Below are 15,037 nucleotides of genomic sequence, written 5' to 3' on the forward strand. Positions count from 1 at the left end.
TCCGGCCCGGTGCGCCGGACAGGTGAGCCTTTCGGCGTGGTGTCCCCCGGTCATCCGTACCCCGGGCCTTGCCTACCAGCACGGCGCGGCGGCCCGTGCGATGCTGGGGCCGACTCCCCCCGGACGACGCATCGGTCATTCCACCTGATGGACCGTCCCTCCGGCCGGTGCCATCCCCTTACTCCCTGGTGAACGGATGTGAGACATGGACGCCCTCTCCCGCAGGACACTGCTGGCCGCCGGAGCGGCGACCGCCGCCACTCTCGCGGCCGGGTGCGCGAGCACCTCCGGGAACGGGAGCAACGCCGACGCGCCCGCCCGGGCCGACGGCGTCGCCGCGAGCGGCGGCTCCAGCACCGTCCCCCGGCCCCCGGCCACCATGATCGGCGACGGCTCCACCTCCGACACCGGCCCGCAGCCCGGCCAGCCCACCCCCGAACCGCTGGAACCCGGCCAGAAGCCGCCGCAGTTCGTGGTGTTCTCCTGGGACGGCGCGGGCGAGCTCGACGACCGCCTGTTCAGCCGGTTCCGGCAGCTCGCCAACGACCACAACGCCAGCATGACGTTCTTCCTCTCCGGCATCTACACCCTGCCCGAGTCGAAGAAGTCCATGTACCACCCGCCGCACCACTCCGTCGGCGCCTCCGACATCGGCTACCTGAGCGACTCGCACATCCGCTCCACCATCGAGCAGATCAGCGCGGCCTGGCTGGACGGCCACGAGATCGGCACCCACTTCAACGGGCACTTCTGCGGCGCCAACGGCGGCGGCCGCTGGTCCCCCGAGGACTGGGACAGCGAGATCCAGCAGGCGATGGACTTCGTCATGAACTGGAAGACCAACACCGGCAACACCGACCTGCCCGCGCTGCCCTTCGACTACCGCAAGGAACTGATCGGCGGCCGCACCCCCTGCCTGGAGGGCCAGCGCGGCCTGCTGCCCACCGCCGTCAAGCGCGGCTGGAAGTACGACAGTTCCGGCCCCGGCGGCCTGCAGATGTGGCCGCAGAAGTTCGCCGGCGGCGCGCTGTGGGACATGCCGCTGCAGTCCATCCCGTTCCCCGGGCACACCTTCCAGGTGCTCTCGATGGACTACAACATCATGTACAACCAGTCCGGCGACAACACCAAGGGCGACCCCGGCCGCCGCGCCTTCTGGCAGACCCAGGCCCGCGACGCCTACCTGGCCGGCTTCGACCGCGCCTACAACGGCAACCGGGCGCCGTTCATCATCGGCAACCACTTCGAGGGCTGGAACGGCGGCATCTACATGAACGCCGTCGAGGAGACCCTGAAGGCCATCGCCGACAAGCCCGAGGTCCGGATGGTGTCCTTCCGGCAGCTGGTCGAGTGGCTGGAGGCGCAGGACCCGGCGGTGCTCAAGAAGCTCCAGGCCCTCAGCCCCGGCCAGAGCCCCGAGGCCGGCTGGAACAGCTACCTCGGCGGAGCGGGCACCGCCGGCTCCGGCCCCGCCACCACCCGCCCGTCGGTGCCGCCGGTGGCCGGCGGCAAGTAATCCCCTGTCCGGTCCCCGGCTCTTCCGTCGGGTCCTCAGCCCTTCTGCCGAGCCCTCAGCCCTTCTGCCGGGCCCTCAGCCCTTCTGCCGGGCCGCCATCGCCCGGCCGGCGAGCGCCGCACCGAGCAGCGCCACCACCGGCATGGTCAGGAACACCGCCGCGAACGCCCCGGCCGGCAGCGCCGTGTCCCGCGCCACCGCGCTCACCGCGCCGCCGCCCAGCGCCGCGAACAGCACGCCCGCCAGGCCGGTCAGCAGCACGTTGCCCAGCGCGTCGCTCAGCTGCAGCGCCGCCGAGTTCTCACCCGTCTCCTCCGGCGCCGACAGCTTCATCATCAGCACGCTGATGCTGGCGATCGCCAGACCCATGCCGACGCCGCCGACCGCCCAGGCCGCCGCCGTCACCCAGACCGGCACCGAGGAGAACAGCACCAGCGCCGCCCCACCGATCGCCACCGCGGTCAGCACGAACCCGTACCGGATCATCGCCCCCCGGTAGCGCTCCGCGCCCGGCCGGCCCTGCAGCCACGACCCCAGCGCCCAGGACAGTCCGCCCGGCGCCAGCGTCAGGCCCGCCATCGTCACCGACAGGCCGCGCTGGGTCTGCATCATCAGCGGGATGAACAGCTCGGACGCGAAGAACGCGCCCGCCGCCAGCCCGCGCAGCAGGATCACCGTCGGCAGGCCGCGGGCCGCCCGCAGCGTCCCCTTCGGCAGCAGCCGCAGCACCGCCGGACCGATCAGCGCCACCCCCGCGGCCGCCGGCAGCAGCGCCCAGACGTCCAGCCGCTGACCCGCGTACTGCAGCAGCGCCGCACCGACCGCGACCATCGCCGCGTCCCGGGTCCGCCGCCAGTCGTACGGCTGCGCCTTGAGCGGCGGCTGACGGCGCTCGGAACGGCGCAGCGCCGGGCCCATCACCGCGAGCGGCAGCAGCACCAGCGCCGGCACCGCGAGGAACACCCAGCGCCAGCCCAGGTGCTGGGTGACCGCACCGGAGATCACCGGGCCGAGGATCGACGGCAGCACCCAGGCCGCCGAGAACGCCGCGAACACCGCCGGCCGCAGCCGCTCCGGGAATGCCCGGCCGACCACCACGTACAGCGCGACGATCACCAGCCCGCCGCCCAGGCCCTGCACCGCCCGGCCCGCGATGAACATCCACATGTTCACGGCCGTGCCGGCCGTCACCAGTCCGGCCGCGAACACCGCGATCCCGGTGAACAGCGGCGCCAGCGGCCCGCGCCGGTCGCACCACTGCCCCGACACCACCATCGCCAGCAGCGTGGTGGTGAAGTACGCGGAGAACGCGAACGCGTACAGGCCGATGCCGTCGAGCTGCTGGGCCGCGGTCGGCATCGCGGTGTTCACGGCGGTCGCCTCGAACGCCAGCAGCAGCACCACCGAGACGATGCCCAGCGTCAACGCCCGCCAGGGCCCGCTGAGCACCCCTCCCGTGCCGTCGTCGTCGGATATCTGCTGCGGTAGTGCCGTTTCGGCCGGGGAGGTGGTGGTCACCTCGATATGGTAAGTGCCGTCCTGGCTGTTTGATCCTGACCCGTGGACGGCCCTTTGGCGGAATGGGACCTCCACCGCCGGCCCTAGGACACACCTCTCCTAGTGCAGCACCTTCAGCCCCACCACCCCCGCCAGGATCAGCACCAGGCAGGTGATCCGGGCCGCACTCACCGCGTCCCCCAGCGCCACCATCCCGTACAGCGCCGTCCCCACCGCGCCGATGCCCACCCACACCGCGTAGCCCGTCCCCAACGGGATCGACCGCATCGCGTACGCCAGCCCGCCCATCGACAGCACCAGCCCCACCAGGAACACCACACTCGGCACCAGCCGCGAGAACCCCTTGCTGGCCTCCAGGGCCACCGCCCAGACGGTCTCCAGCACACCGGCAACGATCAGAACCACCCACGCCATGACGACGGACTCCTCGCAGTAGTCGAACCACCTACCGCGCCGTCTTGTCATACCGGGTACGACGCACCTCGTCCGGGACGGGCCACCAGCACCCGCCTCGATCCCGACCGTAGCACAGCGCCGACACACGGAATTCATCGACGAATTCCCGCTTTCCATTGACGCCGCCCGACTCCGGCCCGCTATAGTGAATTCACCGGAACGAACCGGAGCAGCCCCCGACGGCAGGAGAAGGCGATGAACAGGAAGACGGCGGCCCTCGCAGCGCCCCGCACCTGTGCCTCCTGTCCCGGCTGCCGGTGTTCCCTCTCCTGTTGCGCCTGACCGCAACTCCCCCGCGCCGACAGGCTGGTTGACGCCTGCGCGCACCCCTTCACGACCGTGTACCCGAGTGGTCCAGGGAACCGTCTGCAAAACGGTTAACACGGGTTCGAATCCCGTCACGGTCTCTCCCCGGAATTCACCGGGCGCGAATTATGCACCGCCGCGCCCGGTGAATTCCGCTGCCCATTTCCATTTCCATTCCCCTTTTCGCCGCCATCGACGCCTCATGACAACGGGCGCCGGCGACGATCCCTCAGGACCATCACCGGCGCCCGCCGCTGCCTACTGCCTCTTGCTACTCGATGACCCCCGGGTTCGCCGTGCCACCGCGCCAGGTCTCCTCGTCCTCGACCAGGTAGTCGGGACGGTGACCCTCGTTCTTCTTCTTCCGGTTGGCGCTCCCGGAACCCGGCGCGCCGTGCATACCGGCCGCACCGCCCTGTCCGGCACCCCGGCCCTTGCCGATGCCCGAACCGCCCTCGGTGAACGCACGGCCACCGGCACCGCCGGCCTTGGCGCCACCGATCGTGCCACCGGCCTTGCGCACCAGGCCGCTGCCGCCCTTGGCGCCGGCACCGCCCTTCGCGCCACCGGCACCACCCATGCCGCCACCGTGCATGCCGCCGCCCATACCACCGGCACCGGCCGCACCACGGCCACCCGCAGCACCCGCGCCGCCGGCACCGGCACCGCCGACACCACCGGCCTTGCCGCCGGCACCGGCACCGGCGGAGCCGCCGACCTTGCCGCCGCCGGCACCACCGGTCCCGAGCCCGCCGGTCGGGAGACCGCCACCACGGCCACCGCCACCGGGCAGGCCTCCGCCGCCACGGCCGCCGCCACCGGACCCGCCACCAGGCAGGCCTCCGCCGCCGGGCAGGTAGACACCGCCACCGCCGATGCCACCACCACCGGACCCGCCACCACCAGTACCAGGCCCCGGAAGGGTTCCCACCCCACCAGGCAGCCCACCACCGGGGTGACCGCCCCCACCGACCCCGGTGTCAGGCGGAGTCCACCCGTCCAGCCCCGTCCCCGCAGGCGGAGTCCAGGGCTGTCCCGGCGGAGGCACCATCCCGCCGTGCCCGGGCGGCAGCGGATTCGGCTGGTTCGGGATCCCGGGCATCGGAGCCCTCGGGTCACCCGGCGGCACATACCCGGGCGGGGGCAGGTCCTTCGGGTGCCCCTCCGGGTACTTCGGCATCGGGGAGCTGGGCGGGGTGTGCCCGGGCGGGGGGCTGACCTGCGGCGGGGGCGGGTAGGCCTCGCGCTGCCCGTCCTGGCCCGTTCCTTCCGACGGAGGATGGTCGAGGTACTCCGCAGCCTGCGTGTACTGCGGGCCAAGATGCTCCATCACGCCGATCGCGTACTGATGCGCGACCTCGGTCGCCGACAGCTCGTGCGCGTTCTTGTTCACCGCGTCGATGCGGTTCATCCCCGAGGCAAGGTCGCGCTTGAGTCCTTCGTCGGAGGACGCGAAGCCGTCGTTCACGGTCTTGACGGCCCGGTCCCAGAGGCTGGGAACCTTGATCTGGGACATCGTCGACTTGGTCTGCTGCAGCGCGGTCGCCGCATAGTTCATGGCGACCGAGGTGTTCGACGCATGCGCAGCAGTGTTGGTCAGGCTCTGCTGGATCTGACCGCCCTTCTGCGCGAAGCCCTGGGCCGCAGCACCCTCCCAGTGCGCGGAGGCGTGCTGCACTGCCTCCTGCAGCTTTGCGGCGACCTCGTTCAACTCCTGGTGAACGCTCTTCCAGTGCTCGCCGACCTCACGGATCCGGTCCGGGCTGGAGTGCCCGACCATGTCCTTGAGCGGGATGAGGGCGTAGCTGTCGAACGGAGTCTTGTGTGACGCCATGTCAGACCGTCCTCGGGTTCAGCTGGTTCATCGTCGCCTGCTTGTCGAGCTCAACACCGGTGTACCTGGCATGAGCAATCTGGGTCTTGTCGCCGTACTCGTTGATCAGCGCGTCAAGATCCGCGATCGTCTTGGTCAGGAACGCCTGCATCTTGCCGTGCGCCTCATACAGCGCCTGCGCCTCGACGAAGTTGCCGCCGAAGGCATCCCGAGAGATGTCGGTCTTGTACTTCGTATTGGTGCCGCAGGTGCTGATGTTCTGCTGGAGGGCCCGCAGTCGCTTGACGACTGCCTCCAGCTCATCCGGGTTTACGCTGAATCCGTCGGACACGAGGCCCTCTCCCCCTGGAGTGTCGAAACTTCCCCGTGGTAGCGCTCTGGCGGGTGGGCTGACCGTTTGCTCAGAGCGTTCGATCGTATCGCGTTCAGAGGGCGCATTGACACGCCCTCGACGCGACTGATTACTGTCCCTGGTAAGGGTTCTGATAGGACGTCGGCGGCTGCGGCGGGTAACCGGGCGGCGGCTGCTGACCGTACTGCGGAGTTCCCGGCTGCTGCTGGGCGGGCGGCCAACCCTGCGGAGCGCCATACGGAACCGGACCGCCCGGCTGGCCGACAAGGGCTTGCGCCCGGTTCCGCCTGCGGCTGTTCGCCACCACGATCGCAATGATCACCACCAGCAGCACAACCGCCCCGCCAACCGCTCCCAGGATCAGCGGTGTTACCGACTGGGACGGCTGACTCAACTCGGGGGCAGCACCAGGGTCTCCGAGGCCTGGCGTCGAGGGCGACGCCTCTGGATCAGGAGTCGAACCTCCCGCCGTGGAACCCGACCCGGTACCGCCGGCCGCCTTTGCCAACGGTCCCTGCGGAGAGCCCGCAGGGATGTCCATGGTCAGCGCCTCGTACGGGCGGAGAATGCCATAGCCGTAATGCGAGTCGGGAAGCTTTCCGCCAGCCGTCCCGGAAGGTGCAAGGGCCGACTTGATCAGCCGATTCGCCACCTGACCAGCAGTCAGCTTGGGAAACTTGGCTCGGACGAGTGCGGCCGCCGCGGACACGAAGGCCGTTGCATCGGAGGTTCCGCTGGACTTGCAGTAAGAACCGCCGCCACATCCGCCCGCGCTCACGATGTCCACCCCCGGAGCGGTCAACATCACTTCAGGGCCGTAGTTGGAGTCCGACCAGATCTTCCGGTTCTTGTCGACGGCACCGACCGCCAGTACCCCCGGCACATTCGCCGGGTAGTCGACAGCGGCACCGTCATTGCCGGTACTGGCCACGATGAGTACGTCGTGCTGCAGCGCATAGTCGACAGCGTCTGCCATCACGCTGTTCGTGCTCCGTGATCCCTGGGAGATATTGATGACCTTGGCACCATTGTCAACGGCCCACTTGACACCTTCCGGGATGGCATCCCTGCCTCCCGGCCCGCCCTTGTAGATCGGCAGGATCTTCACCCCGGGAGCGAGGCCAAGCACGCCCGCGCCGTCACCGTGCCCGTGGGCAGCGATGTCTGCCGCCATGCTGGTTCCGTGGGAGTCGCCGGACGCCCTCTCCCGCCCCTGGCCTCCAGGGTCGAAGCCCGGCAGGATCTGACCACTGAGGTCGGGATGGGAATCGTCCACCCCATCGTCGATGAGCGCGACGATGATGTCGCCACCCTTGGTGATCGACTGCACCTTGGCCGTGCCGAAGTACTCATTGGCCCATTGCCCGTCACGCACCTGGTCCGCGGACGCCGTCGGCAGTCCTGCAAGCAGGAAGCCCGCGGTCAGCGTGGTCGCGCCGAGCACGCGCGTGAGTCTCGTCAGCCTCATCAGTACCCCGTCAGTCGTGTGACAGCCCGTTCGTTCTCGCAACGCCCCCGGAACGCAGGACAGTCCGATCGTATCGCCCGGCCCGACCGCTGCGCAGACCCCGGATGACGAGCCCACAACATTTCGACCCGTCACACCCCGGCCGCCTGCGACCGCCCGGAATGACGAGCGGGATTCTGCTTGATCCGGCCAACCGACTGCCAACTTTGGTCCAGACGTGAATCTTGACTGGCCGTCTGCCTCTCGCAGGCCCCGCTGCCCGGCGCACCCGCGGCCGAACAGCGGGTGGCGGGCCGTCAGGCGAGGATCGCGTCCTCCGGCAGGATGGGAAGCCGGCCGACGGGGAGGCCGGTGGCGGCGCGGACGGCGGCGGCTACGGCGGCGGGGGCGACGACGGCGGGGGCGGCGCTGACGGCTTTCGCGCCGAAGGGGGCGACGACGTCGCGCTCTTCGAGGAGGGCGGCGATCCGGATGTCGGGGGTGTCGAGGGCGGTGGGCAGGCGGTAGCCGGTGAGGGAGGCGTTGAGGGGGATGCCGTGTTCGGTGCGGAGGTTCTCCAGCAGGGCGAGTCCGACGCCCTGGGCGACGGCGCCTTCGATGCGGTTCTCGATCTGGCGGGGGTTGAGGGCGCGGCCGACTTCCTGGGCGACGGTCACGTCGACGACCCGGACGGCGCCGAGTTCGATGTCGACGTCGACGACGGCGCGCATCGCGCAGAACGCGATGGAGACGAAGGCGTCGCCCTGTCCGGTCTCGGGGTCGAGGGGTTCGGTGGGGTGCGGGCGGCACTGGGCGGTGGCCCAGAGTTCGCGGCCTTCGAGGGCCTGGCTGACGGGCATGCCGAGCACACCGTCGTACGAGGTGATTTTCCCGTCGCTGATGGTGAGCAGTTCGACGGACATGCCGAAGTCGGCGGCGATCGGCTGCAGCATCTGGTGGCGGACCATCAGCGCGGCCCGTTCGACCGCGCCGCCGGAGACCCAGGTGTGCCGGCTGCGGGCGGCGGGGCCGGCCGAGGTCTGGTCGGAGTCGACGGGCGCGATGTAGACCTCGCTGACGCCGAGCACCGACTGGACGATCTGGCGGGCCAGGGTGGCGAAGCCCTGCCCGGAGTCGACGGCCGCGCAGATCACGGTGGCGTGGTCGCCGGAGACCCGGACGGTCGCGGTGGAGACCTCGTCCTCGCCCTCCGCGCCGAGCATGTGCACCATGCCGACGGCGTAGCCGATGCCGCGGCGCACGGCGGCGGGGTCGCCGGCCCCGCCCGGGCCGCCGGGCAGCAGCCAGTCGGCCTCCGGGTCGTCCAGCGGGAGGGCGGGCAGCGGGGAGTCGGCGAGCGCGTCGAGCAGTGCGGTGACGGGTGCGGGGCAGGTGACGGCCTGTCCGGTGGGCAGCGGGTCGCCGGTGGACATCGCGTTGCGGCGGCGGATCTCCACCGGGTCGACGCCGAGTTGCTTGGCGAGCTGGTCGAGCTGCGACTCGTACGCGAAGCAGGTCTGCAGCGCGCCCTCGCCGCGCATCCGTCCGGCGGGCGGGTTGTTGGTGCGCACCGCCCAGGCGTCGACGAAGACGTTGGGGCAGGTGTAGGGGCCGACCGAGAACGCGACGGCGGCGGCGAGCGCCTCGGCGGAGACGTCGGCGTAGGCGCCGCCGTCGAGCAGGATCTGCGCCTCGACCTTCACCAACTTGCCTTCGGCGTCGGCGTGGTGGCGGTAGCGCAGGAGTGCGGGGTGCCGGGTGGGGTGCGCCTGGAAGGACTCGGCGCGGGTGAGTGTCATCTTGACGGGGCGGCCGGTGCGCAGCGCGAGCAGCGCCAGGGTGACCTGGAAGGACAGGTCTTCGCGGTCGGTGCTGGCGCCGGGCACGCCGGTGACGACGAGCCGGACCCGGTCGGGTTCGAGGCCGAGGCAGGCGGCGGTGCGGTCGCGGTCGCCGTGCGGGTCGGTGGAGGACAGGTGCAGTTCGACGCCGCCGTCGGGGCGGGGCACGGCGAGGCCGGCCTCGGCGCCGATCGGGGCGGGGTCCTGCCGGCCGACCTGGTAGAGGCCCTCGACGACGATCTCGCCGACGGCGTCGGGGTCGCCGGTGCGCAGCGGCAGGTGGCGCAGCAGGTTGCCGTCGGGGTGCAGCGGCGGGGCGTGGAAGGCGGCTTCGGGGTCGGTGACGGGTTCCAGGACCTCGTACTCGACCAGGATCGCGGCGGCGGCGAGCCGGGCGGTGTCGGGGTGGTCGGCGGCGACGGCGGCGACGGGTTCGCCGTGGTGGCGCACCACGCCGGAGGCGAGCACCGGCCGGTCGGCGACGACGGCCCCGCCGGGTGCGCCGTCGGGCCCGGCGGGCAGGTCGGCGGCGGTGACCACGGCGCGCACGCCGGGGACGGCGAGCGCGGCGGAGGTGTCGACGGAGACGATCCGGGCGTGCGGGTGCGGGGAGCGCAGCACGGCGCCCCAGAGCAGCCCTTCGGCCCACAGGTCGGCGGCGTACGGGTAGATGCCGAGTGCCTTGGGGAGGGCGTCGGTGCGCAGCGGGGAGCTGCCGAGTCCGGTGGAGCCGGTCTCGTCGTCCGCGGGGGCGGCCGCCGGGAGCTCGGTGGCGGAGGTCATGCGTTCTCGTCCTCGGGGAGCCTGATGCCGTGGGCGGGGGTGGCGTCGTAGCCGGTGTACTGGTGTCCGTAGCCGTCGGTGGCGTAGACGGTGCCGTCGTAGGCGCCCGCGTCCTGCGGCGGTGTGCCGGGGGGCGGGGCCGTGTCGTAGATGCCGGCGTCCTGGTGCGGGATGCCGTGCGGCGGGGTGGGCAGGTACGGGGTGCCGTGGGCGGGGGTGCCGTAGACGGCGGCGTCGGCGGTGGTGCCGTGGGCGGGGGTGGGTTCCCAGCCGACGGGGACGGCGGTGCCGTGCGCGGGGGTGCCGGACCAGGCCTGCGGAGCGGGCTCGGCCTGGGCCTGCGGGGGGATCAACTGGTCGGCCTCGTGCCAGAGTTCGGAGTCGGCGTAGAGCGGGAGCTCGCCGGCCAGCGCGAGGTCGGAGAAGGACTGCTCGGTGGCCCGGGCGGGTTCGGGCGCGGCCGGCTGGGGTGTGTCGGTGGCGGTGGCGGCGGCCTGTTCGGCGGCGTCGAGTTCCGCTTCGAGGGCGGCTTCGCGGGCGTCGGCGACGGCCTGGACGGCGGCGAGTGCGCCCCGGTAGCCGGTGCAGCGGCACAGGTTGCCGCACAGTGCCTGGCGGGCCTCGATCTCGCTGGGGCGGTGGTTGCGCTGCAGCAGGTCGTGGACGGCCATCGCGAGGCCGGGGGTGCAGTAGCCGCACTGGACGGCGCCGGAGTCGGCGAGCGCCTGCTGGACGTCGCTGGCGCCGCCGGTGCCGGACAGGCCCTCGACGGTGTTGATCTCGCTGTCGGCGGCGAGCGCGGCGGGCACCAGGCAGCCGTTCACCAGCTGTCCGTCGACCTGCACCGAGCAGGCCCCGCACTCGCCCTGTTCGCAGCCGTCCTTGGCGCCGGCCAGACCGAGGCGTTCGCGCAGCACGTACAGCAGGCTCTCGCCGATCCAGGCGTCGCTGACGGGTCGTTCGACGCCGTTGACGCGCAGCGTGTACGAGGCGGTGGGGCGCACGTCACCGGTGAGCGCCCCGGGGTGGTTCAGCAGTTCGTCGGTCACTTCTTCAGCGCCCTTCCCAGCGCCCGGCGGGCCAGCACGGCCACGGTACGCCGCAGGCGGGCGGCCGCCGGGCCCGCCCCCTCGTCGGGCGCCCCGCCCTCGGGGACGCAGGCGCCGGCCACGTATTCGCCGAACGCGGCGAGCGCGGCCGGATCGATCAGGACCGCGCCGTCCTGGCCGCGGGCGTCCCAGTCGATGCAGCCGGCCACCCAGTTCTCGGCCTCCAGCGGCCGCAGCGGGACGGGGGCGACGGCGCCGACGGCGCAGCGCACGCCGCGCCGGGCGGGGTCGAGGACGAGCGCGACGGAGGCGGCGGCGCGGGACGGGCCGCTGCGGCCGGTGGATTTGAGGAACACCTGGGGGGCGTGCAGCAGCGGCACCCGCACCCAGGTGAGGAGTTCGCCGGGGCGCAGCGGGTCGAGTCCGGTGAGCAGGTGGCTGATCGGGACGTCGCGGACGGTGCCGGGCCGGGCGAGGGTGGCGGTGGCTTCGAGGGCGGCGAGCACCGGGAGGGTGTCGCCGGCGGGGGCACCGGTGGCGATGTTGCCGCCGAGGGTGCCGACGTTGCGCACCTGCGGGGGTCCGGCGGTGCGGGCGGCGTCGGCGAGGGCGGGGATCAGTGCGGCGAAGTCGGGGCGGTCCATCCGGGCGTGGGTGAGCCCGGCGCCGAGGACGGCGGTGCCGCCGTCCTCGTAGCGCCAGCCGCGCAGTTCGGTGATCCGGCCGAGTCCGATCAGGGCGGCGGGCCGCAGCCGTCCGCCGTTGACGGCCTCCATCAGGTCGGTGGCGCCCGCCACCGGCACCGCCCCGGGGGTGGCGGCCAGCGCTTCGACCGCCTCGTCGACCGAGGACGGCATCATGATCGTCCGGTTCACCAGGTTCCCACCGTGCTCCATTTGCAGTGCGGCCTGCCGCCCGTAGGGTACGGGCGATCGGTGCGGGTTGGGCAACTCTGGCACACAAAGACCGCTGATCATTTCCGAGGTCGCGGACAGGTCCGAACAACTCGGGACAACTCCGGGCGCGAACGCGACCGGGCCCGTCCAGGTGATCGGTTGTTCACTTGATCATGACGAGGCGGCCGCGCCCGGAGTTCCGGTACGTCCTAGCCGACGGCCGGACCGGCGCCGGGACGCCCGTCGATCGGCCGGCCGACGATGCCGGGCTTGCGCTGCCAGGGGAGCGGGCCCTCGGGGCGGCGGTACTCGATGCCGAGGGCGTCCAGGCGCGGGTAGTGGCCGGCCATCCGGGCCTCGAAACCGGCCAAATCGCGCGCGTCGGGGTCGCGCGGCAGGTCGGACCAGGCGACCTCGGCGAACGCGACCAGCCGCGGGAACACCTTGTAGTCGACGTCCCGGCCGTCGAGCATGAACTCGGTCCAGATGTTGGCCTGGGTGCCGATGACGTGCCGGGCGGCCTGCTCGTCGAGCTGCGGCGGGACGGGCTCGAAGCGGTAGACGTCCTCCAGCGTGCGCACCCAGCCGACCGGCACGGGCTCGTCCTCGCCGCCGGCCTGCCGGTGGTCGAGGTAGACGTGCTGCTCGGGGCACATCACCACGTCGTGGCCGGCCTGAGCGGCGGCGATGCCGCCCTCGTAGCCGCGCCAGGAGGAGACGGCGGCGCCGGGAGCGAGGCCGCCCTCCAGGATCTCGTCCCAGCCGATCAGGCGGCGGCCGCGCTCGGCCAGCCAGTTGTCGAAGTGCCGGATGACGTGGCTCTGCAGCTCGAACTCGTCCTTCAGTCCGAGTTCGGCGATCCGGGCCTGCGCGGCGGGGCTGGACTTCCACTGGTCCTTGGGGCACTCGTCGCCGCCGAGGTGGACGAAGGTGGAGGGGAAGATCTCCAGCACCTCCTCCAGCACGTGTTCGTAGAACCGCAGGGTGGCCTCGGAGGCGTTCAGGATGTTCTCGCTGACGCCCCAGTCGGTCCAGGTGCCGAGCGCGGCGGTGTCCACCACGTCGGTGTTGCCGAGCTCGGGGTAGGCGGCGATGGCGGCCTGGTTGTGGCCGGGCAGGTCGACCTCGGGGACGACGGTGATGTGCCGGGCGGCGGCGTAGGCGACGATCTCGCGCAGGTCGTCCTGGGTGTAGTAGCCGCCGTGCGGCTGGTCGTCGTGCCGCTTGCCGGCCCGGAAGCCGACCATCGACCGCTCCCGCCAGGACGCGGTCTCGGTGAGCTTCGGGTAGCGCTTGACCTCGATCCGCCAGCCCTGGTCGTCGGTCAGGTGGAAGTGCAGGACGTTGAGCTTGTGGGCGGCCAGCTGGTCGATGAACCGCAGCACCCCGGCCTTGGGCATGAAGTGCCGGGAGACGTCCAGCAGCGCGCCTCGCCAGCCGAACCGGGGCGCGTCGTGGATCTCCACCGCGGGCACCGTCCAGCGCGCGCCGGGCAGCGGCGCGGTGCGGTACGCGGCGGGGCCGAGCAGCTGGCGCAGGGTCTGCGCGGCGTGCGACAGACCGGCGGCGCCGCCGCCGGTGAGCCGTACCGCGTCCGGGCCGGCGCTCAGCCGGTACTCCTCGGCGGCGAGGGTGTCGTCCAGCGCGAGCACGAGGTCACCGTCCTGCCCGGCGGGGGCCGGGTCCAGGTCGAGGCCGGTGGCGGCGGACAGTTCGGCGCGCAGTCGACGGGCCACGCCCTCGGTGCCGGGGGCGGCGGCGATCCGGGTGCCGGTGTGCAGCTCGAACGGGGCGGTGTCGGCGGGGGTCCGGACGTGCAACGGGGCAGGGATGAGGTCCATGCGCCTCATCCTGCCCCGGTGAACCCCGATTGGCATAGACCACTCGGGGGCATCGCACAGGTCGGACGGTCAGTCCTTCTTGTCGTCCCCGCCCGGGTTGTTCAACCCGTCGAAGATCTCCTTGCACATCGGGCAGACCGGGTACTTCTTCGGGTCGCGGCCGGGCACCCAGACCTTGCCGCACAGCGCCACCACGGGGGACCCGGAGAGCGCGCTCTCCATGATCTTGTCCTTCTGGACGTAGTGGGCGAAGCGCTCGTGGTCGCCGTCCCCGTGCGAAGTCTGCGGGACGGGCTCGACCAGGGTGCCGGTGCCGAGGCCGCGCTCGGGCTCAAGAGTGCTCATGGGTGCCAAGTCTATGGGGGCCGCCCGGAACCCGGCCACCATGTGGGAGCAGGCCGCCGGTCAGTTCAGCATCGGGTCGTCCGGGTAGGTGGCGAGCATCGCCAGCGGCCCGCGCTGGCGGCGCAGCACGGCCCGCCACATCCGGTCCGGCTCCACGCAGGAGACGTCGCCGGCCTCGCACTCCACCGGGTACCAGGCGCCCTCGGCGATCTCCTGCTCCAGTTGGCCGGGCGACCAGCCGGCGTAGCCGGCGAACACCCGCATGCCACCGAGCACCCCGGCCAGCACCTCCGGCGGGGCCTCCAGGTCGACCAGGCCGATCGCCCCGTGCACCCGCCGCCAGCCGAGCGGCCCGGGGTGGGTCTCCTCACCGGGCACCACGGCGATCGCCAGCGCCGAGTCCAGCCCCACCGGGCCGCCCTGGAACACCACCGCGGGGTCGCCGGTCAGCGACGCCCAGCCGTCCAGCACGGCGGCCACGTCGACGGGGGTGGGCCGGTTGAGGACCACGCCGAGCGCCCCCTGGGCGTCGTGGTCGAGCAGCAGCACGACCGACCTGGCGAAGTTCGGGTCGGTCAGTACGGGCGTCGCCACGAGCAGTCGCCCGGTGAACGAGGGGGCCGCTTCCATGCCTGCCATGATGCCTCCCGAGGGGCCGCGCCGGACACCCGGCGGGCCGTGGGCAGGCCACCCGTCCGGCCCAATGGCGGTGCCGCCGGGCACCCCTTACAGCATGATCACCAATAGGGCACACGGGAACCAATCGCCCACCCTCTACCATCTATGTGGTGGCGAAGGGCCGTTCCCTCAGCTCCGCAGCCGAAAACATCCCTGCGCACCCCGGATTGCGAGA

Annotated in this window: 12 protein-coding genes, 1 tRNA gene and 1 riboswitch; of the genes, 2 read left to right on the forward strand and 11 right to left on the reverse strand. The window is 72.1% G+C overall.

The window, feature by feature from the left end; genetic code table 11:
* Positions 1-205: 205 nt before the first annotated feature.
* Entirely contained in the window at positions 206-1,516 is a 1,311-nt protein-coding gene (locus ACFYS8_RS31500) for a hypothetical protein (RefSeq protein ID WP_387647526.1), read from the forward strand.
* A gap of 75 nt (positions 1,517-1,591) precedes the next feature.
* On the opposite strand, the gene ACFYS8_RS31505 is transcribed toward ACFYS8_RS31500, so the two are convergent.
* Positions 1,592-3,034, reverse strand: coding sequence for an MFS transporter (locus tag ACFYS8_RS31505; protein WP_387647529.1), 1,443 nt, complete (start codon positions 3,032-3,034; stop codon positions 1,592-1,594).
* Between the two features lie 99 nt (positions 3,035-3,133).
* Entirely contained in the window at positions 3,134-3,448 is a 315-nt protein-coding gene (locus tag ACFYS8_RS31510) for a DMT family transporter (RefSeq protein ID WP_387647532.1), read from the reverse strand.
* A gap of 33 nt (positions 3,449-3,481) precedes the next feature.
* Positions 3,482-3,548, reverse strand: a riboswitch (guanidine-III (ykkC-III) riboswitch).
* A gap of 277 nt (positions 3,549-3,825) precedes the next feature.
* Between ACFYS8_RS31510 and ACFYS8_RS31515 the strand changes: the two genes are divergently transcribed.
* Positions 3,826-3,897 (forward strand) — tRNA-Cys (locus tag ACFYS8_RS31515).
* A gap of 170 nt (positions 3,898-4,067) precedes the next feature.
* On the opposite strand, the gene ACFYS8_RS31520 is transcribed toward ACFYS8_RS31515, so the two are convergent.
* The 9 genes from ACFYS8_RS31520 to ACFYS8_RS31560 all read right to left on the reverse strand — a co-directional run bounded on the left by ACFYS8_RS31520 (position 4,068) and on the right by ACFYS8_RS31560 (position 14,823).
* Positions 4,068-5,630 (reverse strand): WXG100 family type VII secretion target, encoded by a 1,563-nt coding sequence (locus tag ACFYS8_RS31520; RefSeq protein WP_387647535.1) that lies wholly within the window; start codon positions 5,628-5,630, stop codon positions 4,068-4,070.
* 1 nt (position 5,631) lies between these two features.
* A complete protein-coding gene (locus ACFYS8_RS31525) occupies positions 5,632-5,961 on the reverse strand; it encodes a hypothetical protein (RefSeq protein ID WP_387647538.1) in 330 nt (109 codons plus the stop codon).
* 130 nt (positions 5,962-6,091) lie between these two features.
* Positions 6,092-7,426 (reverse strand): S8 family serine peptidase, encoded by a 1,335-nt coding sequence (locus tag ACFYS8_RS31530; RefSeq protein ID WP_387647540.1) that lies wholly within the window; start codon positions 7,424-7,426, stop codon positions 6,092-6,094.
* 320 nt (positions 7,427-7,746) lie between these two features.
* The gene (locus tag ACFYS8_RS31535) at positions 7,747-10,053 is read right to left on the reverse strand and encodes a xanthine dehydrogenase family protein molybdopterin-binding subunit (RefSeq protein WP_387647542.1); all 2,307 of its coding nucleotides are present in this window, start codon (positions 10,051-10,053) and stop codon (positions 7,747-7,749) included.
* The gene (locus ACFYS8_RS31540) at positions 10,050-11,102 is read right to left on the reverse strand and encodes a (2Fe-2S)-binding protein (RefSeq protein WP_387647545.1); all 1,053 of its coding nucleotides are present in this window, start codon (positions 11,100-11,102) and stop codon (positions 10,050-10,052) included. The genes ACFYS8_RS31535 and ACFYS8_RS31540 overlap by 4 nt, the downstream gene beginning before the upstream one ends.
* Positions 11,099-11,998, reverse strand: coding sequence for an FAD binding domain-containing protein (locus tag ACFYS8_RS31545; protein WP_387647548.1), 900 nt, complete (start codon positions 11,996-11,998; stop codon positions 11,099-11,101). Before ACFYS8_RS31545 ends, ACFYS8_RS31540 begins: the two co-directional genes overlap by 4 nt.
* Before the next feature lie 209 nt (positions 11,999-12,207).
* Positions 12,208-13,839: a beta-N-acetylhexosaminidase gene (locus ACFYS8_RS31550; RefSeq protein WP_387647550.1), complete on the reverse strand. Its 1,632-nt coding sequence runs from the start codon at positions 13,837-13,839 to the stop codon at positions 12,208-12,210.
* A gap of 69 nt (positions 13,840-13,908) precedes the next feature.
* Positions 13,909-14,184 carry a DUF3039 domain-containing protein gene (locus ACFYS8_RS31555; RefSeq protein WP_030459614.1) on the reverse strand — a complete coding sequence of 92 codons (276 nt, stop codon included), beginning with the start codon at positions 14,182-14,184 and terminating at the stop codon, positions 13,909-13,911.
* Positions 14,185-14,244: 60 nt separating this feature from the next.
* Positions 14,245-14,823, reverse strand: a complete 579-nt coding sequence (locus ACFYS8_RS31560) for a YqgE/AlgH family protein (protein ID WP_387647553.1) — start codon at positions 14,821-14,823, stop codon at positions 14,245-14,247.
* Positions 14,824-15,037 lie beyond the last annotated feature (214 nt).

The organism is Kitasatospora sp. NPDC004615 (assembly GCF_042873545.1).
Taxonomy (GTDB): Bacteria; Actinomycetota; Actinomycetes; order Streptomycetales; family Streptomycetaceae; genus Kitasatospora.

Bases quoted from the DNA above. Each gene is read 5' to 3' on its own strand.
- ACFYS8_RS31500 (WP_387647526.1), top strand. From the start codon at position 206: ATGGACGCCCTCTCCCGCAGGACACTGCTGGCCGCCGGAGCGGCGACC.
- ACFYS8_RS31510 (WP_387647532.1), bottom strand. From the start codon at position 3,448: ATGGCGTGGGTGGTTCTGATCGTTGCCGGTGTGCTGGAGACCGTCTGG.
- ACFYS8_RS31520 (WP_387647535.1), bottom strand. From the start codon at position 5,630: ATGGCGTCACACAAGACTCCGTTCGACAGCTACGCCCTCATCCCGCTC.
- ACFYS8_RS31535 (WP_387647542.1), bottom strand. From the start codon at position 10,053: ATGACCTCCGCCACCGAGCTCCCGGCGGCCGCCCCCGCGGACGACGAG.
- ACFYS8_RS31545 (WP_387647548.1), bottom strand. From the start codon at position 11,998: ATGGAGCACGGTGGGAACCTGGTGAACCGGACGATCATGATGCCGTCC.
- ACFYS8_RS31550 (WP_387647550.1), bottom strand. From the start codon at position 13,839: ATGGACCTCATCCCTGCCCCGTTGCACGTCCGGACCCCCGCCGACACC.
- ACFYS8_RS31555 (WP_030459614.1), bottom strand. From the start codon at position 14,184: ATGAGCACTCTTGAGCCCGAGCGCGGCCTCGGCACCGGCACCCTGGTC.
- ACFYS8_RS31560 (WP_387647553.1), bottom strand. From the start codon at position 14,823: ATGGCAGGCATGGAAGCGGCCCCCTCGTTCACCGGGCGACTGCTCGTG.